The following is a 20,379-nucleotide window of genomic DNA, read 5'->3' on the forward strand; positions in this document are numbered from 1 at the left end:
GGCCACATGTTCCTGCACGAAGCCGTCGACGCATTGAGTGCCCCCTTCCAAGGGGAGAAATCCCTGTACAGCAGCGCCGAGGGCGTCGTACTTCGCAACAACCGCAAGGGTCCTTCTATCCTTGTCCGGCAGTCGCTGGTCAGTGATTGGCCGATGGCGGATCCTGTGCTGAAGGGGCTGCGCGACGATCTACGTCGGGCAAGCCCCTTCAGTTTCGAAAATATCCCGATCGAGCTCAACGGCGCCGAAGTGATCTTTCCAGGGATCGGCAATGAAGGCATGACGGTCTTCAACGACGGCGATGCACCTCTCCCCGAGGATGTCTGCTGGTTCGAAATCGCGCTCTCAGCGCGCAGCCAGCTGGGCCTGCTGCTAGTGAGCCACGACGATGCGTTTGAGGTCGTCGAATTCTCACGAGGCCCCGACCGCCTCGGAAACATTGTCCTCACCGTCCTGCCATACCGGCTCACGCTAACCCCGACCTTTGGCGAACCTCCAGAGGCTTTCCTCGCGGAGAGCGGCGCCGATCCCTGGACGATCTTAGCCTATACGGTTCACCAGGATACTCTTTCGATTTGGCCGCGCGCGGTCGAATACCAGCGGATGCTGATGCGGCCGCCGGTGCGCGAGCGCGACCTGGTCATGACCATGCTGCGGGAACCCACGATGGCGATCTATTGCCTGCTGGTGTTGCGCTCCAACCGGCGAACGATAGAGATCGTGAAGCCAAAGGCCTTCGGGAATCGGCGCCGTCGCGAGAAGGGGCTGACGCTGATCCCCGAATATCGGAGCGTCACGATTGCCGGCGACTGGCGTCCCGGGCGCATCTCCGCGGCAGAGTCCGAAATTGATGAGCCGGAAGCGGTCGAGTGAGAACGGTTAACAGCCTATTCGGATTACGGTGTGGGCTCGCGAGCGCTGACTTGCTCCGGTCGGCCGGTCCCGGCGGGCCGGACAATGAACCCGCGTCGCCAGCGCCGGCCGACCCGTTGCACCTCAATGCCGCTGGCGCGGCCTCCGGGATCCGGAGGCATGTCCGGTTTGTCCGTAAAAGTCCGCGATTCTAGGCATCTTTGGCGACCTGATCGAACAGCCATGCTCAAAGGCCGGCTCGCGAGTGGCAGTAACCATCCAGAGGATGGCACCCTTCCAGGTCGCCGGTCGATTGCGTATATTGGGCTCAGAGGTCATTTTCGAAGTTCGGGAAGCCATGCGCGTGGTCGGAAAACGAAAGATGCCGCTTCCAGGCCAGAACGGGCCCTCCGAAGCTGACGTCTTGGCCAGCCAGGAGATCGCGATGGCGGCTCCGCGAACGGCGCCGAAGGGCGTGTACCGATATCGGTCTCACGACGAGGCCAACCGGGACGCGGAGCGGTGGGCGATCGATGCGATGGTTGAAAGAAATTTGGAATTGGCTGACAGGTCCGGAAACGGGCCGAAGCCCCGCTGAAATCATTCCCGCCTATGCCGATGAGCAGCACGCCCGGAGCGCCGGATGGCGCGACGTCTTTCGGCTGATTGAGTTACTGGAAAAGCACGGCGCGGAGTACGTGTTGGTTGGCGGCTATGCGCTTTCCTTCAACGGACTGACGCGCCAGACCGGCGACGTCGATATTCTCGTCCCCACGACCCCAGAAAACAATCGACGCTGGATCGCGGCCTTGAGCGAACTACCGGACGGCGTGGCGAAGGAGCTTTTCGAGATCGCCGACGACCCGTTCACGGTGAGGGATGCCGGTACGCCGAGTGGTCCGGGCGTGATCCGGGTGATCGACGAGTTCGTTGTCGACGTTCTGCCGGCGGCATGCGGACTGACTTACGATGAACTCAAACCGCACGTCCGGAGGACCTCAACGCAATGGGGTCCGATCAACGTACTCGACCTCGAAGGACTGCGCCTGACAAAACAGAGCCCGTGGCTATGCAAAACAGAGCCTCACTGACTGCGCAGTTGTCACCGCGTTGGACTGTCGGCCCCCCGGGTAAGGAGGGCTCTCGAAACAACTGCTTGCTTCGTAAGCCCTACACTCACCATAGACTTCAGGGAGGTCAAAGATGGGAGAAGCCAAAACGTAGAACGGCAAGGCGGCCGAAGGTAGCACCGCCTGGACCTGGTGAACGATTGATTGAGATGGACGTCGCTCAGATTGACAGCCCGGCCGCTAGGGAAAAGGTAGGCGTTCTCATGATGGAGGTGGCCAAGGCGAGCCTAGCAGTTGGGAGTTCGGATCCGTTTAATGCCCTGCGTGTTTATGCCGGATCGGATGGCGACCTTAGGATCTGCGTCGTCATAGGTGAGCTCCAACAGGTCATCGTTCCGGCTGGCGAGTGGCGCGAGCTTTCTCCTGACGACATCCTTGCCAAGGAACGAAAGCGCTTTTCCAGCGCCGATATACCTGATCCGTCGTCGTTGCAGATTCCCTATGGTCATATTGGCTTCCTCGTGAAGGTCCCAGGTTTTTCGGCAAGCGCATGCGTGATCTCGGTCAACGATTTCTATAAGGAACTCAATGCCGCGGATAAGAAACTCGGCGAGTTCTCGGCAGCGGAAGATCCGCGCAAAAACGTGGAGGCTTTTGCCGCTTTCCGCAAGGACGCCTTCGAGACGCTCGCCGATGGGCTGAGAAATCGGAATCAAGTTGCTGCCGAGCAGGCAATCCACATGCTGATGTGGGCATCCGTCAATATGCCAGGAAAAGGCGAAGAGCTCCGCAAGATGCTCGCGAACGCAATCGCCAAACATGACCGCGCCGGCATCGTCATGCAGCTAATTGAGCATAATAACAGAGTTGCGACCCTGATCGGCGAGGACTTGTCGCTGCCGGATGGACTCTCGGACGTCATGCAGGCGCACAAAATGACCGGGGTTGCTGATACGCTTATCCGATCCGATCCAACAACAAGGAAGACCCATTAGTTTTCTGCGCCGCAAGCCCTCTCCCTTCAGGGAGAGGCTGGAGTGGCGCGCGGTCTCACGGCCTGGTTTGCTGTCCCAAATCCTTCAGCTTCCTCCGGCGTCAACCAGCACGGCGCGGCCGGCATGATGCTCTCCGGCGCGAAGATCTTGTATTCCGGCCTGCCTGCAGTCACGGCGCTGCCCGCATGGACAGCCCCGTCGAATCCGGCTGCCCGCAGCTTTGCTGTCTCCACAGGATCATCCAGGAACGGATAGGCCATGAAGTAAATCTTCGTCAGGCGACGCGGATAGCGATCAATGAAGTCCGCGACCGAGATGTCCCTGCCGACACCATCCTGGATATGGTCCCAGTTGTCAGTCCGGCGGATCCAGGCTTCAAATTTGACCGCAACCCGAATGGCTTCCGCTCGTCCAAGGGCATCAATGATGGTTGAGAGCTCGAGATACGGATCGTCGGGCTCAAGCATGAATGGCCGTTCTATCCTGAGATAGGCCGGCATGACGCGCGGATCGCGGGCAATCTCGGTACGGTCGTTCGGCTGCCGGGCATAGATCGCCGCGGAATCGAGATCGGCGAAGCTGATGGAGCCGAGGCGAGACTGGAATGCGTTCCCTTCGCGCCGACCGTGCTCACCTCTGAAGACCAGCAGCGGTGCGCCGCTGGAGTCGACCACGCCGCTGTTTCCAAACCAGGCCAGGAACTCCGGGTCCTGAATATCGATTGATGGCACCATCTTCTGGCTTTATGGGCAGGTCATAGCCGAGGCGCGGCGAGCCTCCCACTCGACGGCGAACTCGCGAGCCTCATCCGGGGTCAGCCAGCGCGGCGAGGCCGGCAGGATCTGCGCGGGATCAAAAACCTTGTATTCGCGCTGACTGAACGTCTCAGAAGTCCCGGCGTGGATCGCGCCATCGAATCCGAGAGCGCGGAGCTTGGACATCTCCTTCTCGTCATCGAAATAATCGTAGGCATCGAAGTACAGCCTGGAGACGTCAGGGCGCTTCCTCAGCCAGCCCAACACGGTGGGATTGGGAGTCTTGACCGTGCGAAGTTCCTCGGAGATGTCCTCCCAATTGTTCGTGTTCTCGATGGCGTCGGCGAACTTCCGGCCGACCCTGAGCGCCTCCTCGTAGCCGAGCACCTTCTGAACCATGCCAAGGTCAACGAATGGGTCGTCTGGATCATTGATGAAGGGACGCCGCAGCGACAGGAACGCCGGCAGCACGCGGGGCTCCTTCGGTGGGTTGTCGCTGTAGCTGTTCGGCTTGGTGGCGTAAGTGACGGCGGCCTCTAAGGTGCCGAACGAAATTGCGGCGACGCGGCATTGCACGAAGTTGTCGTCACGGGCGCCGTGTTCGCCGCGGAAGACGAGCAGAGGCGCGCCGTCCTCATCGATAACCCTGCTGTCCTCGAAGCGAGCGCGGAAGACTGGATCGCCAGTCTCAAAGGATTGAAATTGCGATTTGAGCCCCATACTCACAGCTGTCCGTTCCCATCGGATCCGAACCGGACAATCAAGGCTCGACAAGCAAGTGTCGAGCCTTGAGCGATTTAGCCGACAGCGGCGTAAGCCGCTGCTGTTTCCCTGGCCTCCTTGGTCCAAGCCGGATCGATCTGGATGCCGGTCTTGCGCACATGGTCGAGATAGATTTCGCGCAGGCGCTTGGACAAGGGCCCGACCTTGCCGTCGGCGATCGGCTTGCCATCGATCTCGACCACGCCGGTCACGAAGCTGGTCGACGATGAGTTGAATGCCTCCTTGGCCGCGAGCGCCTCGTCAAGCGTGAACAACCGTTCCTCGATACGGAGCTGGTATTCGGCTGCGAGCTGCACGACGGAGTTGCGGGTTACGCCAGGCAAGATCCAGTTGGAGAGCGGACGGGTGACGATTGCGCCGTCATGGGTAACGATGAAGGCGTTGGCGGTACCGGCTTCCGAGATGTGACCGTCAAGGACGAGCCAAGCCTCGTCGGCGCCCGCCTCGGTGACCTTCATCTTCGCAAGAACGGTGGCCAGAACGCCGTTCGATTTGATGTCCCGGTGCTTCCAACGGATATCCTCGGCGGTAATGACTTTCGCGCCACGTTCGATGACGTCTGCGTTCAGGAGATCAAGATGGGTCACGTAGCAGACGACGGACGGCGTCATCTTGCCCTTGATGAAAAAATCTCGAGGCGCGATGCCGCGGGTGACCTGGAGATAGATCAGGCCTTCCTTCAGACCGCTCCGAAGCGCCACCTGGCGCTGGATCTCTCCGAGCTGCTCCGGAGGCATGGGCAGCGGAATGGAAATCGCGTCGAGCGATCGCTGCAACCGGGTCAGGTGTGCCGGGTTCTCAACCATGAGTCCGTCGATCACGCCAGTGACTTCATAGACGCTGTCGGCAAACATGAAGCCGCGGTCCTGGATATTGATGGTTGCATCTGCGAGCGGCAGGAACTGACCGTTAACATAGGCGATATCGGACAAAAACGATTCTCCTTGGGGAAACATGCGATGAGTGCGAATCCTTGCCATACGTAAGGCAGTTTCGACAACCTATTTGAAGGAGGCGCATTTGAGATCCGGGGGAAAGCCGGATTGACGGCTCGCAGACCAATCCGGCTTCGACGCGAGCGCTCCTTAGCTGCCTGCCCGGCAGCTATATTCGACGGTTTCGCGCGCAAGCGCAGCGCGGTCCGTGCCGACCAACAGCCAACCGTGACGATCATCTCCATGAGGCTCGTAAACCACGAAGCGGACCGTCGACTTCGTGGCAATCCGGCGCACCACTTCCCGCGTGTTGCCCGTCGGAACATCATCCGCTGCGTCAAATTCTTTGGCTATTCGGATTTCGGTGTTGAAGCACGTCGATCCTGGTCCGGAATGTCTTAAGCTGCTTCCGCAGCTTCAACGTCCGTGTTTCCGGGACGACGCACGGGCTGAGGCCCCACGTTGGCGTCCCCGGGCGGCTTGCCCCGCCCGTCGTGCCGCAGGGCACGATCCAGTATGTTCAGCGCCGCATTGTGATCGCGGTGCAGGTCGGCACCGCAGCCACAGCGATGGCGGCGCTCCGCCAGCGTCTTCTCCACCGCGGCGCCGCAGGACGAGCAGTCCCGCGAGGTGTTGCGTGGATCGATCTTCACCACCGTCCCACCGGCTCTTGCAGCCTTGTAGGTCAACAGTTCGATCAGACGCGCGGCCGATGCGTCCAGCATCGCCCGGTTCAACCCGGCCTTCTGCCGGACGTTCTTCCCAGGATCACCGGCGGTGCCCCTTGCCGAGCGGGTCAGGTTCTTCAAGCGAAGCTCTTCGACGGCGATCAGCGCGTAACGCCTGGCCAGATCTGCCGACACCTGGTGCAGGTGGTTGGAGCGGACGTTGGCGACCGCACGCTGAAGCCGGGCCAGACGCTCTCGGACCTTGCCGCGGCGCCTCGAGCCGCGCTTGCAGCGCGCCAGCGCGCGCTGCGCGATCCGCAGGTCGCGCTCGCGGCGAGACCGCGGACGCACGTTCTCGATATGCCGGCCCTCGCTCGTCGTCACGAGATGCTCGATGCCGACGTCGAGCCCGACGGCCGTCTCCGGCCGGGCATGATCGGCGGCGACGGGGACATCAACCACCAGGCAAACGTACCAGTGCCGGCCCTTCCGCGAGAACGCCGCGGTCTTCACCGCTGCGTCCGGCGGGAGCTCCCGATGCAGCCGCAGGCGCAGACCGCCTGGCAGCGGCTTGAACAGCAGCTTGTTTCTATCGAGCCGAACCCCGGCCCATTCGGCAAAGCCAAAACAGTCCCAGCGGCTCCCGCTCCGGAAGCGCGGGAAGCCGGCCTTCTGGCCGCGCTTCACGCGTCCGAAAAACCCCTTCATCGCGTCGTCGACGCGCCCCAGCGTCCACCGCGACAGGTTCGCGGGGACGTCGCCGTAGTCCGGGTCGAACGACCGGATCTGCGTCAAGGACTTGCACTGGTCGAACCTCGAGATCGAGACCTTCCGCTTCGCCCAGGCGTCGCGGCGCTCCTGCAGCGCGGCGTTGTACAGCTGGCGCTGCGCCTCGCAGAGCCCGGCGAGAACGGCGTATTGGCCGCGGGTCGGCGCCAGCTTGATGCGGTAGGTCAGAAACATTCAGTCAGCGTGTTCTCGTTGTGTTCCATGAAACCATGCCCCAGTCGACAACGATCCGTCAAGGACTCGTTCCAACACCTAAATCCGAATAGCCAATTCTTTCAACGTTACGAGCTTGTAGCCGTGGGCGGAGAGTGTCCTCTCATCCACCACGGACTGGTGCTCCACCTCCTTGATCAGAGGCGGCGCGGGGTCTGGAAGATCAAACAGCGTTGCCTGTTCTAACATCGGTCCCATACGATCTCCTGGTTTAGGCCGCCAACCTGTGCAGCAGTTTCTCGATGTCTGCGACAGTTTCATTGTCGCCATGCATCTTGCTCATCGAGCGCACGCGGGTGGCGACAACTTCAGCAAGCTCCTCTTCGACGGTGTCTTCACCCAGCATCCAGTAGATCTGCGAGAATTTGCCGTCCCGGTGGGTACGGCCTTCAATCTGCTTCATCTGGATTGCACTCCAGCGCAGATCATGGATGACGTTTGATCGTTTTGCGTCGTGGTCGATGAATTCACCCTCGTGAAGGCTGATCGCTTCCTCGACCGTATAGATGCAAACATCGGTTCGTCCGTACTGGAAGTCCAGCCGCTGGGCTTCCTTTTGAGGACCGGTCAGCGAGCCATCGATCGTGCAAACGCGATAGCCGGACGTCTCCAGGGCTTCTTTCAGGACTTGCTGGGTTTCCTTGAAGGCAACGCTGATCGCAACACGCTGGCCCTGCTCAAGCAGATCTTCAACGAGATCAAGGGTGGCTGATGTGCGCAGTAGCGAGGCTTTTTGCCGGAAGCGGAGACGTGCTACCAGAGGATTGATGCTGTCCTGCCCGCCGCGTCGTTCGAGCGCAAGGGCCGACCGGAATTCAGACCAGGCGAGCTGGTAGTTGACTCTGTCTTCCGCGTCCAACGCCACGGGAAGCAGAATGCGGTTGATGGTCGGCCAGCCGGCGATGTCGGTTGGCGAACGGCGGATGCCGGCCGGTACTGCTCCACCGAACAGGAGCCGGCGCATGAGCTCGAGGTCGGCCTCGGACTCGGCCTTGCGGAGCGGGTCCGTGGAATTGCCGCGCCATTCCCATTTGCCGAAAGCTCCTCTGGAGACACCAATGCCTTGAACTTTGCACCACTCCTCGAACTCTGCGAGTTCCTTCAGCTTTGATCCGGTTGTCTCCGAAAGCAGCGGAGCAAGGTAGGCCAATTCCAACGGGGTCTGGCCAGCCGTGGCAGACAACCACATGACGAAATCCGCCTCTGCGTTGAGCTTGAGCGCAAACTTCGACCTGGCGGTCTCGAGATTCCGCAATTTGTGGCTTTCGTCCCAAATGATCGCGTCGAATTCGTAGGGCTCACCGTAGCGCGCAGCCCCCTTTTGGGTCCGGACCTTCTTGATCTTCCGCCGACCACGGGATTTCGTGATAAGGCTTTCCGGGACGTCGAAGAGCCGCTTCAAGCGATCATAATTTACTACGACGATCCGCCGGCCGCCGTCCCCCATCCAGGCAATCGTTCGTCGCCAATGAGCTACCGCCGATAGCGGACACACGATGAGGATCGTCTGAGCCTCCGGCAGCGCTTCCAGAACGGATTTCCAGGCTTCGATGGTCTTTCCTAATCCAACGTCATCAGCGTTCAGAAAGGTGGTGCGCTGGGCCGCGACAGCCCGCTTGAACACCGAGACGGCTTCCTCCTGGTGGGTCCGCAGGATGATGGTTTTCTGCGGGATCGACGGGGTAATCTCGATGCCGTTGAGTTCGTTCTCCTGCAGTCTTTCCCAGGAATAGGGCGGCGCCGCATAGGGCGTCAGCTCAGTTGGCAACTCATCGCCATGGAAAATGTAGGCCTTGGTGGCCTTGTCCCACCGCGCGCCGGCGTCTGAGGCGACGCCCCTGTGGCTGAAAGGCACCTCGAGCACATAGGCTCGCCGGGGGGCCTCGACCCGCTTGGCTGCCTCGGGCGCCGCCTGGCGCAGCAGGAGGTGGCCTGGTTTAGCTGGCCGTGGCGGGCGATTCCTTGCAATTGGCATCGGACAACATCTGTGAACGAAAGGGATTGAGCACCTTCCGCTCCGCTGCGCGCGCGGTCAACCGGTGCGGCAAAAGACGCCTTTGACTGTCCCCAATCAGACAAAACGATGTGGACGACCAAGGATTCGATTCCGCTCTTTCCAAGGACTCGTTTATCTGAGAAATTGACGCAAAGTAGGTAGTGCGACCGGCGCGCGATGCCGCGCGCCGTGACCAGGCAGGGGCTTGAAATGCGGTTGTTCCGGAAAGTAATGGCAGTCGCCGGCATTATCGGGATGCTGGCCAACTCCGCGCAGGCGGCGACCTATTACTATTTCAGGGGTGGCGCCACCGCCCAGACGACGGCGCAAACGCCTCCTCCGCCCAACAATACCGGGACGTTTGCGATCCTCGTGGACGGCCCGTCCGTCGCGCCCCGCGGCGACAACTATGTCGCAACCACCTACACCTACAACAGCGTCGGCTCGGTCACCTACTCGGTGCTGTCGGGCTCCCTGCCGCCCGGCATCTCGATCAATTCTTCCACCGGTAGCATCACCGGTACGCCGACCATCAACGGCCAGACCCAGGCCACCATTCAGGCAATCGACGCCGCCACCAGCAACGTCGCGACCGCCATCCTCACGCTCGACGTGGTCGATCCGTTCGCGATCTCGGGCAACCCTGGCTCGATGGCCTCGGTCAACGCCCCCTATACGGCCGCGTTCTTCGTCTCCGGCGGCTCAACGCCCTACACCATGTCCGCAAGCGGACTGCCGCCCGGCCTGACCTTCAGTTACACCACCGGCGCCATCCAGGGATCGATCTCTGGATCGGCGACGGCCGCCGGCACCTACAACATCACGGTCACGGGCCGCGATGCCAACGGACTCACCGCATCCTATCCCTTCACCCTGAACGTCATCGGCGCGCTCTCGATCGCCGGCACGCCCCCGCTGACCGGCAACGTCGGTACCCCCTACACCGGATCGGTGAGCGCCTCCGGCGGCGCCGGTTCCGGCTATACCTACGCGCTCGCCGCCGGCTCGCTGCCCGCCGGCATCACCCTGAAGAGCGCAACCGGCATCATCAGCGGAACCCCAACCCTCGCCGGCGCCAAGACCGGCATCCGCGTCAAGGTCACCGATGCCGCCGGCGCCACCGCGACGTCGGCTGCCTTCTCGATCACGATCGCAGCGGCGCTGCCGCTGACGATCTCCGGCTCCCCGCCGAACACGGTCGAAGAAGGATTTACCTACTACACCCAGTGGACCGCCAGCGGCGGCACGGGATCCTACACCTTCGCCCAAACCGGCGCGCTGCCGTCCGGCCTCGGCTGGGACGGCGCCGGCGCCCGCATCTCCGGCGTGCCCGCGCCGGGCACCGCCGGCAGTTATCCGGTGACCATCAAGGTGACCGACGCCGCCTCGCACACCGCTACGACTTCCTACACCCTGACCGTCACCGCACCGCCTCCACCGCCGCTTGTGCTGTCGGGTACGCCGTCCTCTTCGGCCTATCTCGACCAATCTTACAGCGCTCAGTTTTCGGCCTCCGGCGGCACCGCTGGGTATGTCTACGCGGTGGCTTCGGGCTCGTTGCCTCCGGGCATCACTCTGGATCCGTCCTCCGGCCTATTGTCGGGGACGGCAACGGCCCTCGGCGCCTATGCGAACATTGTCGTTCGCGTAACCGACTCCAAGAATACGACGGTTGCATCGGCGCCGTTCACAATCACCGTCACGGATGCCACTCCATTGTCCATTTCCTGGGCACCGAAGACCGACTGGACCGTGGGAGATGCGTTCTCGACGACGGTCACCGCTTCCGGCGGCAGTCATGCTCTCACCTACTCGAGCACAGGGACGCTTCCATCGAACGTGCACCTTGTCCCTTCGAGCGGAGCTCTGTCCGGTCAGCTGACACAGGGTGGTCAGTTTGGTCCGGTCACCATCAGCGTGACTGACGGTGTGCGTACCGCGACCACCTCGGCGGCCACCTTCAATGTGAACTGGCCAGCGGTCGTTGTCAGCGGCAACCCGGCGCCGACCGTGACTGTCAACACGGCATATTCGGCGCAGTTCAACGCCTCGGGTGGCGCTGGTGCTCCTTACGTTTACAAGGTGTCTTCCGGCACATTGCCGGGCGGCCTGACTTTGGATTCCAGCACGGGATTGGTTTCTGGCAGCCCTACCACCGCGGGTACCTATCCTGGCCTAACCATCGGCGCCACGGATGCCGGAGGCCTGACCGGGACAAGTGCGGCGTTCTCGATCGAAGTCGATCCGGCGGCGATCCCTCTCACCATCAGTTGGGCGCCCAACCTCACCTACACCGACGGCGACAACATTTTCACGGCGCTCACGGTCACGGGCGGCTCCGGGAATTACCATTTCAGCTATTCGGGGACGCTACCGCCCGAGGTCTCTCAGAACGGCGACGATGCCGGTCAGTATGCCGGCGCGCTCGTTGGCGTCATGACGCCGCCTGGTACCTATGGCCCGATCACGGTCACGGTTTCTGACGGTGTCAGTACGGCCACTACGACTCCCGCGACCTTTGTCGTGAGCCCGGCAGTTGTTCCGGCAATTACGGTGGCCGGCCCTTACATTCCTGGAAGCAGCGACACCTCCACCCAGCCGGGCGCCCCGCTAGCAGGAGGAAACTATGCGGCTCAGTTCGCTGCGTCGGGCGGCAACGGTGGACCTTATGCTTACAGCCTTGTTCTTGGCTCAGACAAGTTGCCGCCGGGTCTTGCGTTCAATCAGTCCACCGGTCTGCTTTCTGGTACTGTGAGCCAGTCGGCCGGCGGCAACTACTACGGCCCAATCCAGATTCGAGCGACCGATTCCGCTGGCAACTTTGGCTTGTCGACTTCATTCTTCATCAACGTCCAGCCTGCGATCTCGATCGACGTGTCGACCAGGCAGGCTGGACGTGAAGGGGTCCCATTCCAGAACACCTATGTCGCGACCGACGGCACGCGCTATTTCAACAACCCGCCGAACGTAAACGGCGGGGATGGCAACTATGTCTGGTCGATCTCCGACAACCTGCCAAATGGTCTCGGCATCGACGTATGGGGCAACATCGTCGGTACGCCAGCGATTGGCACTGCCGGAAGCTACCCGGGGCTTGTCTACACTGTGCAGGACGGCACCGGGGCGACTGTCTCCTCGAATTCCTTTACGTTGCTCATCGAGCAGACGCCGCCACCACCGCCTGTCGTGGTCTCCTATTCCTCGTTCTCCGCGCCCTACCAGGTTGGTCAGTACTTCCAGACGAATCTCTCGGCAACGGGTGGCGATGGCGGGCCGTACACGTTTGCCTTCCAGGGTGCTCTCCCGGTCGGCTTCACATTCAATGGCCAGAGCCTGTCGGCAACCGCGTCGGCTTCCAACGTGGGGACCTGGACCTTCAGTGCGACAGCAACCGATAGCCACGGTAACGCTGGATCGACTTCCTTCCAGGTCGTATTTGCCTATGCACCGCTGCAGCTCAACGGCGGCGCAACGATTGCGGTAAACGTTGGAGACAACATCCAGTCTGTCCTTTCCGCCGCGCAGTACACATTCAAGGCCACGGGTGGCTCGGGTGGCTACACCTTCACGACTGCGTCGGGATCTTTGCCTCCGGGCCTGCTGCTCGGTGGTGCGGATGCGAGTAACGCCTACCTCTCCGGGTCTGTCGGAGCGTCGGCTTCTGGCCTCTATTCGAACATTGTCGTGCAGGTGACCGACTCCGTTGGCAACACTGCCACGGCGAACCCGTTCTCGATTTTCGTCAACACCCCTGGTCCAGTGCTGACCATCGCCGGTAATCCATCGACGGTTGGCTATTTCGGGCAACTGTATCAGACCCAGTTCTTCGCTTCCGGCGGCTCTGGCTCCGGTTATGTTTTCTCGGGGATCAATTTCCCGTCGCCAAATTTGAGGATCGACGCGAGCACAGGCATTGTCCAAGGCTCACTCGTTCCCGGCACCTATCCGAACTTGCAGGTGCAGGTCACCGATTCCGGTGGCAATACGGCTTTGTCGCAACCGTGGACGCTCACGGTGCCGAACGGACTGTCGTTGTCTATTCCGAGCCCGATCAAGGGCAAGGTCGGTCAGCCCATTGATCCGGTGCAAGCGGTCGCTTCGGGCGGTACGGGTACGGGCTACAAGTTCGCGATGTGGGACTTCTCGCCAACACTGCCCGCTGGCCTGACGTTCAACGCGTCGACGGGCCAGATCACGGGCACCCCACAGGAGACAGTCTCCAATTCGAATTACCGCGGGCAGGTGATGGATTCGGCGAGTAACTTCGCCTCCTCGAACTATTTCGAGATCGATATCCAGGCACCGCTGGTGTTCGCGGGTACGCCAGATCCGGATGCCTATGTAGGTTACGACTATACCGCCACCGTGCCGAAGGCTTCCGGGGGTGACGGGATGTCGTGGTCGTTCACTTACGCTTCGATCGGCGCAACGCTCCCGCCAGGGCTCACCCTAAATAACCGCGGATTGATCGTGGGTACGCCGACGACCCCTGGTGTCTATGGTGGCATTCAGCTGCAGGTTACCGATTCGAGCGGTAACACCGCGACCAGCGCGGTGTTCTCGATCACCGTGCACGCAGTGAACACCACGCAACCGGTTGTGGCCTGGTTTCAGACCAACGGGTTCGCGAACGGCAGTCCAGCGGCGCAGCCGGGCAACCATTATTCCATCCAATCTATCTCGACGGGAGCCAACACACCGGTGACCGTGCAGGTGGCTGCGGCTGGAGGGAAGTCGCACACGTACAACTTCTCGATCACCCCGGGCTTCGAGGGCGCAAACATCTCCGTGTCGCCATCCGGTCAGTTCTCTGCAACTTTCCAGACCATGGGCACGTACCGGGTCAGCGTCCGTGCGACAGATCCGGCGTCTGGCATGTACGGTGACACGCCTGCGCTCGTTATCCAGGTGACGGACCTTGCGATCAGTGCTGGACCTGATCTTTCCGTCCCGGGTGGACACAGCATTTTCATTCCGATCACGACATCTGGTGGAACCGCACCGTACAAGTACAGCAAGGGGGGCGGAATGCTGCCGGCTGGTGTCTATATCGATCCAGACACCGGAAACGTCATGGGCGGCCTTGCGGGGCTGGGACAAGGAGGCATCTATCAGTTCTCCGTCTTCGTAACCGACGCCAAGGGGCTTACCGCGGACACAGGTGTCGTCAGCATCGGCGTGATGGGGGCGATGGGCTGCTTGTTGGTGGGCGTCGGTCCATGGGGGGTTGTTGGTGGTGGTCCGGCAGTGGTTGGCGCCGGCATCGAGCCGTCGCCAAATTACCCCGACTATTATGGGCTCGGACCAAACGCCACGATTGAACCACTGAATGTCACCGGACCCGGTTACTATTCATTCCACGTCATTGCAGGCTGGATCGATATTCCGTGGGATAAAGCAAACTGTTTTGATGGGTACATCACCGTTCGCTACGTCGAAGGACTTGATCTCTTCACGCCTGGGCTTCGCTATGGTGTGGCGGGTGCTTCGTTCACCTATCAGGTGCAAACGACTGGCGGCGGCGGCTACAACTGGTACACGGCCTCGCCGTTGCCGTCGGGGCTGCACATCGATCACGACAGTGGCCTGATTTCCGGAACCATCGCTCCTACAGCGGCCGGCTCCTACGACGTGATCGTGACCGCGATGGACCAGTACGGCGAGTTCGTCCAGGACGTGCTGCAGATCGCGGTCGCTCCGGGATACTAACGTCTCGGGCTGAAGGAATTACATGAAGAACGCGGTCATCGAAGGGTTCGACGCACGTCATCAGCCGCGCGAGAAGAACGATCGCTGGGTCGGAGGAGCCGGAGGCAGCCTGGAGTCCGAGTACGAACAAAGAGCAAAAGAAAACAGAGATGATTGGGAATTGATCCGCCGCAAAGAACCTCTCCCATTTCACGATAGCCTAGAGCCCAAGTTCATTCGTTTCGGTGATATCCCGAAGGGAGAGAGATCGAGCGTCGGCCAATCTCCGAATTGGATTTACACTATGCTGGACCAAGGCAAGGGCACTCGCCTCAAGGGCGTTAGCGTCTATCGCGCCAAATACAATTCAAAGAGAAATCTTTGGGAGATTGACACCAGAAGCTCCGGCTTAACCGAAGGAGGTTACGCCTCACTCGGAGAGCTTCTGGCGAGCCAAGATACTCACCTTAGCGAATTTGTTGGCGGCGGTCACCAGTACGACGAGAATGGAAATTATCTCGGATGGATTGCTCCTGATCCGAAGATCATCAAGAATCCAGAGAAGAACATTCGTCCCATCTATTTGGTAACTGGCAAAGAGCTTGGTGAAGAAGGCACCGATGGCGAGCCGCTTCTCAGGAACGTCAAGACCTTGGACAGATTGTCGGTTCAGGAGCTGGTTCACCCCGGTTACTTCAATCCGGACACGGACATCTACTTGGAGAACAATCCAGGAGCCTTCAGGAGGAAGTTGACCAAGACCTTCTGTGAAAGCGCAGAGGATCAGCCGGCACCTTCTCCGTAGGTCGAAACTCCGACAGCCGATGCATCTCCTCTCTCTAAGTCGCCGTCATTAGGGATGGTCACCTTCCTCGCCAAGGGCAGCGGAAGGGTGGTTAACGGCGGCTCATGTACGTTCTCCGATCACCGGAGGAGCCGTCTTGATGCGAACCGCCGCCATCGCTTTGGTGAAGCCGGCGAACGACAGCGCATTTTATTTTTCGGTCGATTTCTCCAAGGATTCCTCAATTTTCATCGTGCCACTTGCAGGATCCCCGCACATCCTCGTCGCATGAACATGCATCCAGACATTGCACGCCGCCGGCCGGCGCCGCCCGAATTCGAAAATTCCCTTGCGCGGCACGAATCTTCGCTGCGCAATCTGGCAAGCTCGTTGTGTCGCAGCCATGACAAGGCCGAGCGCCTCGTTCAGGTTGTCCTCGCCAAGGCGCGCGCCGAGCACGGGTCTTTTGACCGAACAGGCAACCTGGCATCCTGGCTGATGAAGCGGATGCGCAACGAGTTCAACGCAACGCTCACTGCCTCAACGGCCGTCGATCTGACGACAGATACCAAGGCCAAGCCAGTCCAAAGTGCCAAGGCGGCGGCCGCGCTGGTTAGCCCCGTCGTCGACAAGGTGACAACCAAGGCAAAAGCGAAGGCGAAGGCTGTCGAGGCCTCCGGCGATTTTCGCGTCATCGACATCAGGCCGTTCCTGAACAAGCTCCAGACGCCCAAATCAGAGGATCTCGGCGTCCCACCCGAACTCGCCTGGATCGATATCGAGCTCTTGCGGGTTGACGTGAAGTATCAGCGAGAGATCCTGCGGAGCGGTCGCAAGAACGTCATTGAGATTGCAGCACACTTCGACTGGAGCCGGTTCGCGACAGTTATCGTCGCCCGGATCCACGACGGCCTTTATGCGATCGTCGACGGTCAGCACCGGACCACGGCCGCCGCCTGCCGCGGCGTCACCAAGGTGCCCTGTCAGATCATCCAGGCCACCCCGGAGCAGCAGGCAGCAGCCTTTGCCGCCATCAACGGCAACGTGACGAAGATGACCCCGCTGCAGCTGCATGCTGCTCGCGTCGCCGCCGGCGATCGCAAGGCGCGTGAGCTCGATCGCGTCTGTGCCGAGGCCGGTGTCGAAATCCTGCGCTATCCCGTTCCGGCCAACAACATCAAGGCGGGGCAGACGTTGGCAGTCTCTTGCCTCTCTGATGCCCTCAAGACTTTTGGCGCCGAGACGCTCGGGGCGGCGCTTAGCTGCCTGACGCAAACCGGTGGAGGCAATGTCGGCCTGTTGCGCAGGCCCGTCATCCGCGGTCTCTGTCAGGTGCTCTCGCAGCGGCCGAAGCTCGTCGCCAACCTCTCGTCGGCGATCCGGAAGGCAGAGGAAATCGACTTCGACACCCTGCTGGAGGATGCCTCCGTGGAGGCGCGGCGCACCCGCAGGCAGGTGGCAAGCGTCATCATCGAGAAACTCGCGGAGCCGTTCGGACCGCCGGCCAATCTACGCAAGGCCGCCTGAGGAGAGTCCTGGATTCTGCGAGCGCGGCGAGGGCTTGTATTAGGTCGTCAATCTGGTGTCGGACGCTGCCCCTCACTCTGTCAAGAGATTGGTCGGCTAAGCGCTCGGCGACGGCGGCACAAAAAAACCTCCCGCGAGGGAGGCTTTTTCGATCTCCGTTCGGAGAAATCTTGGCGGCTTAGGCCAGCGCGTCCTTGGCGGCCTTGACCGGGCGGGCGCGGACGATCTTGCGGGCCGGCTTGGCCTTGAACATCATCTCTTCGCCGGTGAAGGGGTTGGTGCCCTTCCGCGCCTTCGTCGCGGGCTTCTTGATCACAACGAACTTGGCGAACCCGGGAACGAGGAACACGCCGTTCTTCTTCAGCTCCTTGTGGCCGATCTCGACCAGGTTATCCAGCACGCCCTTGACCTCGCGCTTGGACAGCTCGGTGGTGGTTGCGATCTTTTCGATGAGTTGCGACTTCGAGAGTTGAGTTGCCATGGGTTCTCCTTGATTCGGCAAACCAGCTTATGGCCGACTTTTCTCGAGAAACCAAGGTTTTCAGCGATTCCTCACAGGGAATGCTTAATTTCCGTTCACGAATAGCGAACCTAAGGTTTTCGGCGGAGGTTCGCCGGGCGCCTCCGCCGAAGGATTTATTTACGTGGTGGATCGAAGCTCCATGGTGGTGCCCGCACACGATGGAGGATGGCATGATTGGGGGATGCTTCTTCCAATCACCGGTAACCTCGATGCGCTTTCTGACAGCTCTCACCGTCATCCTGCTCCTCGTTGCGTCACGAGCGGCGACGTCGGCTGTCCTCGTCACTGTCGATAAGGGCCGCCAGTCGATGCAGGTGGACGTCGACGGAAAGGCGCTCTGGACCTGGCCCGTCTCGACCGGCACCACAAACGGACATCGCACGCCCAATGGGAGCTTTCCAGCATTGTGGCTCGACGAAAACCATGCCTCGTCCAGGTACGAGAACGCTCCCATGCCGAATTCGATCTTCTTCACCAAGCTCGGTCACGCTATCCACGGCAGCTTCGCAGTGAGCCACCTCGGCCGACCCGCTTCGCATGGCTGCGTGCGGCTGGAGCCGGCGAATGCCAAAAAGCTCTTTCAGCTGGTCGGCCGTAATCGCGCCGAGACGACCATCGTGATCCAAGGCGAAGAACCTGGGCCAGCACAGGGCACACCTATCCCAGCGCATGCGAAATCGAAAGTCATTGCGCGCAGATCCGGAGCCGCCGTGGAGGACGCGCCGACCGCTGGAAGCCCGTCGGAGCGTGAGAGCTATGAGGTCCGCTACTACCGGGACCGAATGGAGCCTGGAGCCTACTGAGCCAAGGATTCGGTGGGAGCGCGGGGGAAATCTCACCCGCGTCCTTGCCCGATCCCGGCTTCAGCGGTAGCGCCATCATAACCCTTTTCTTCAGGAGCCTGCCGTGATCCCGAACCGCCGCATTGTCCTTGCTTCCCTGGCCACCCTGACCTTCGCGACGTCCGCCGTCGGCGCCATCGAGGTTGGCGAAGTCGCCTTTACCGAACTCCTGGCAACCCCCTCGCCGCTCGGCGACATGACGCTCGGCTCGAAGGATGCCCCTTCGACCATTGTCGAGTATGCCTCGATGACCTGCCCACATTGCGCGGCCTTCTCCGAAGACGGCTTCCTGAAGCTGAAGAAGGATTGGATCGACACCGGCAAAGCCCGCTACGTCTTCCGGGAGTTCCCGCTCGACATCAAGGCGGCTGCTGCAGCCGTCGTCGCCCGGTGCGTCGCCAAGGACGATTCCGAAAAGTATTTCACCGTGCTCGGTGCTCTCTTCCGCACCCAGAACTCATGGGTGGGCGCGGAGACCGCGGTTCAGTTGCGAAAGATCGCGGCCGACAACGGACTTGATGCTGCGGGCTTCGATGCCTGCCTGAAAGACGATTCCAAGCTGGTTGCCCTCAAGACCGTGCAGGATGCCGCGATCAAGCTGAAGGTGAATTCGACCCCAACGTTCTTCGTCGACGGCAAGATGATCAAGGGCAATGCATACGACGAGATCGTCAAGGCGCTCGAGGAGAAGGCCGGCCACTGAGCCGGCACTTCTTCAGGGCGTCGCGTCGTAGGCCGCAATCAGCTCTGCGGTGATCGGCGGCACTGCATTCAACTGCTCGCAGCGCTTTCTGCAGATATCCTCTGCGAGCGCCGGGTTGGCCTCGTCCTCGAGGTACACGACTTCTCCAGTGTGTCGGTTCCAGATCAACCATTGGGCGAGGTCGTTCGCGTAGATAAACGGATAGTCGAGACCAAAAGATCGTCCGTCGTTGCGAAACTGCGCCGGAATGATATCGCCGACCTTTTTCAGGGTGACTGTCATCGCTTCCGCTCCAGATTAAGGTGCCGGTGTCGGCTCCAGGATGCCCATGTGACCGCGCGCGTAGCGCAGGGCCTCTTCCAGCATCTCCTCTGTCGTCGCCTTCAGGCAGTAGCCTTCCAGCTCGGCGAAGCGGTCTTCGGGCAGTATCTTCTCGAGTTCATTGAAGAACAGGTTTTGCGCGTCGATCTGACGATCGCTTCCCCAGTCATCTTTGGCTTCGCTGGTGGTATCGACTGGAACCGGCTTGGCCTGCTCGGCGAGGGCAACGAGTTCATCGTATGTTTGGATCATGGGTTCAGCTCCGCGTGGTCGAGATGACTCTATCGAACTTGGTGGAATTTCGCGAACCTGATCTGCTGCCGGCGCCGGCGTCTGCTTCGGGATCTCACCAAGATCGATTGCTAGCCGCCAGCGCCCGAGATCAGTGATCTTGTTTTCCCGATCGAGGTAGCCTCCTTTGCGCAGCGAGTGCTTGGTCCCGTTCCAGCCACCCCATGCCGACTGTCCGTGGATTCCCCAAGTTGGGTTACCGTGGTCGCGGGCGCCAATGAGTGCTCGTCGTTGAGCGGATGACAGCGCCTTCATGCCGGCTCTCTGGCACGGTCAGCGGATCCTGCTTGCCCCTGTTTTGCCAATCTCCGACGGGCGGCCCACACCTCCTTCGCCGTGGCCGGATCTCCGAGGCTGCCGGTCGCGCGCCGATTCGAAGCCATCAAGCCGTACTGTCGGTAGGTAATCTCAACGGCGCCGGCCTTGACCGCGAGGGCCCGCTTGGCGAGCGAGACGTCGTAGTGGTCGTCCTGGTACCAACGCCGCGCCACGCCGATCCGTGCTGCCATTGCGTGCAGCTCTTCCTCAGTGTCCGCGATCATGTGGCTCATCTTCATCGTGTACCTGCCGACCCGGAACTCACCGATCGGATAACGATGCATATCGTCGATGTAGACAGTCATCCAGACCTCCGACCTTGAACG

Annotated in this window: 19 protein-coding genes; 9 read left to right on the plus strand and 10 right to left on the minus strand. The window is 61.0% G+C overall.

The annotated features are described in order from the left end of the window. Nucleotides 1-6: 6 nt before the first annotated feature. The 3 genes from ACVIGB_RS04345 to ACVIGB_RS04355 all read left to right on the plus strand — a co-directional run bounded on the left by ACVIGB_RS04345 (nt 7) and on the right by ACVIGB_RS04355 (nt 2,917). Entirely contained in the window at nt 7-873 is an 867-nt protein-coding gene (locus ACVIGB_RS04345) for a hypothetical protein (RefSeq protein ID WP_456717961.1), read from the plus strand. Nucleotides 874-1,385: 512 nt separating this feature from the next. Further along, a complete protein-coding gene (locus ACVIGB_RS04350) occupies nt 1,386-1,943 on the plus strand; it encodes a hypothetical protein (RefSeq protein ID WP_456717960.1) in 558 nt (185 codons plus the stop codon). Between the two features lie 188 nt (nt 1,944-2,131). Further along, the gene (locus ACVIGB_RS04355; RefSeq protein WP_456749095.1) at nt 2,132-2,917 is read left to right on the plus strand and encodes a hypothetical protein; all 786 of its coding nucleotides are present in this window, start codon (nt 2,132-2,134) and stop codon (nt 2,915-2,917) included. A gap of 26 nt (nt 2,918-2,943) precedes the next feature. On the opposite strand, the gene ACVIGB_RS04360 is transcribed toward ACVIGB_RS04355, so the two are convergent. From ACVIGB_RS04360 to ACVIGB_RS04385, 6 genes are all read right to left on the minus strand, one after another. Further along, nucleotides 2,944-3,651, minus strand: coding sequence for a hypothetical protein (locus ACVIGB_RS04360; protein WP_456717958.1), 708 nt, complete (start codon nt 3,649-3,651; stop codon nt 2,944-2,946). A gap of 9 nt (nt 3,652-3,660) precedes the next feature. Further along, nucleotides 3,661-4,521 carry a hypothetical protein gene (locus ACVIGB_RS04365; protein ID WP_456749114.1) on the minus strand — a complete coding sequence of 287 codons (861 nt, stop codon included), beginning with the start codon at nt 4,519-4,521 and terminating at the stop codon, nt 3,661-3,663. After that, nucleotides 4,470-5,387 (minus strand): D-amino-acid transaminase, encoded by a 918-nt coding sequence (locus ACVIGB_RS04370; protein ID WP_456717956.1) that lies wholly within the window; start codon nt 5,385-5,387, stop codon nt 4,470-4,472. The genes ACVIGB_RS04365 and ACVIGB_RS04370 overlap by 52 nt, the downstream gene beginning before the upstream one ends. A 401-nt stretch (nt 5,388-5,788) precedes the next feature. Further along, complete coding sequence (locus tag ACVIGB_RS04375) at nt 5,789-7,021, minus strand: RNA-guided endonuclease InsQ/TnpB family protein (protein WP_456717955.1); 1,233 nt, start codon at nt 7,019-7,021, stop codon at nt 5,789-5,791. A gap of 78 nt (nt 7,022-7,099) precedes the next feature. Then, on the minus strand, nt 7,100-7,258 hold the full coding sequence (locus tag ACVIGB_RS04380) for a hypothetical protein (protein WP_456717954.1): 159 nt from the start codon (nt 7,256-7,258) through the stop codon (nt 7,100-7,102). Between the two features lie 13 nt (nt 7,259-7,271). Further along, nucleotides 7,272-8,924, minus strand: coding sequence for an SNF2-related protein (locus tag ACVIGB_RS04385; RefSeq protein ID WP_456717953.1), 1,653 nt, complete (start codon nt 8,922-8,924; stop codon nt 7,272-7,274). 309 nt (nt 8,925-9,233) lie between these two features. Here ACVIGB_RS04385 and ACVIGB_RS04390 point away from each other — a divergent pair, with 309 nt between their 5' ends. From ACVIGB_RS04390 to ACVIGB_RS04405, 4 genes are all read left to right on the plus strand, one after another. Next, on the plus strand, nt 9,234-14,765 hold the full coding sequence (locus ACVIGB_RS04390; RefSeq protein ID WP_456717952.1) for a putative Ig domain-containing protein: 5,532 nt from the start codon (nt 9,234-9,236) through the stop codon (nt 14,763-14,765). Nucleotides 14,766-14,787: 22 nt separating this feature from the next. Beyond that, entirely contained in the window at nt 14,788-15,549 is a 762-nt protein-coding gene (locus ACVIGB_RS04395; protein ID WP_456717951.1) for a hypothetical protein, read from the plus strand. Nucleotides 15,550-15,688: 139 nt separating this feature from the next. Next, a complete protein-coding gene (locus tag ACVIGB_RS04400; RefSeq protein WP_456717950.1) occupies nt 15,689-15,820 on the plus strand; it encodes a hypothetical protein in 132 nt (43 codons plus the stop codon). Next, nucleotides 15,817-17,055 (plus strand): DUF6551 family protein, encoded by a 1,239-nt coding sequence (locus tag ACVIGB_RS04405; protein WP_456717949.1) that lies wholly within the window; start codon nt 15,817-15,819, stop codon nt 17,053-17,055. Before ACVIGB_RS04400 ends, ACVIGB_RS04405 begins: the two co-directional genes overlap by 4 nt. Before the next feature lie 178 nt (nt 17,056-17,233). On the opposite strand, the gene ACVIGB_RS04410 is transcribed toward ACVIGB_RS04405, so the two are convergent. Beyond that, nucleotides 17,234-17,536 carry an HU family DNA-binding protein gene (locus ACVIGB_RS04410; RefSeq protein WP_456717948.1) on the minus strand — a complete coding sequence of 101 codons (303 nt, stop codon included), beginning with the start codon at nt 17,534-17,536 and terminating at the stop codon, nt 17,234-17,236. A gap of 29 nt (nt 17,537-17,565) precedes the next feature. Between ACVIGB_RS04410 and ACVIGB_RS04415 the strand changes: the two genes are divergently transcribed. Beyond that, on the plus strand, nt 17,566-18,381 hold the full coding sequence (locus ACVIGB_RS04415) for a L,D-transpeptidase (protein WP_456717947.1): 816 nt from the start codon (nt 17,566-17,568) through the stop codon (nt 18,379-18,381). 103 nt (nt 18,382-18,484) lie between these two features. After that, complete coding sequence (locus tag ACVIGB_RS04420; protein WP_456717946.1) at nt 18,485-19,123, plus strand: DsbA family protein; 639 nt, start codon at nt 18,485-18,487, stop codon at nt 19,121-19,123. Nucleotides 19,124-19,135: 12 nt separating this feature from the next. Here the strand turns inward: ACVIGB_RS04420 and ACVIGB_RS04425 are convergent, their stop codons facing one another. From ACVIGB_RS04425 to ACVIGB_RS04435, 3 genes are read right to left on the minus strand one after another with little or no spacing between them, the layout of a single operon-like run. Then, nucleotides 19,136-19,405, minus strand: coding sequence for a hypothetical protein (locus tag ACVIGB_RS04425; protein WP_456717945.1), 270 nt, complete (start codon nt 19,403-19,405; stop codon nt 19,136-19,138). Nucleotides 19,406-19,420: 15 nt separating this feature from the next. After that, the gene (locus tag ACVIGB_RS04430) at nt 19,421-19,990 is read right to left on the minus strand and encodes a hypothetical protein (RefSeq protein ID WP_456717944.1); all 570 of its coding nucleotides are present in this window, start codon (nt 19,988-19,990) and stop codon (nt 19,421-19,423) included. Continuing rightward, on the minus strand, nt 19,987-20,358 hold the full coding sequence (locus tag ACVIGB_RS04435; RefSeq protein WP_456717943.1) for a DUF4031 domain-containing protein: 372 nt from the start codon (nt 20,356-20,358) through the stop codon (nt 19,987-19,989). The genes ACVIGB_RS04430 and ACVIGB_RS04435 overlap by 4 nt, the downstream gene beginning before the upstream one ends. Between the last annotated feature and the right edge of the window lie 21 nt (nt 20,359-20,379).

This window comes from Bradyrhizobium sp. USDA 4341 (assembly GCF_054063755.1).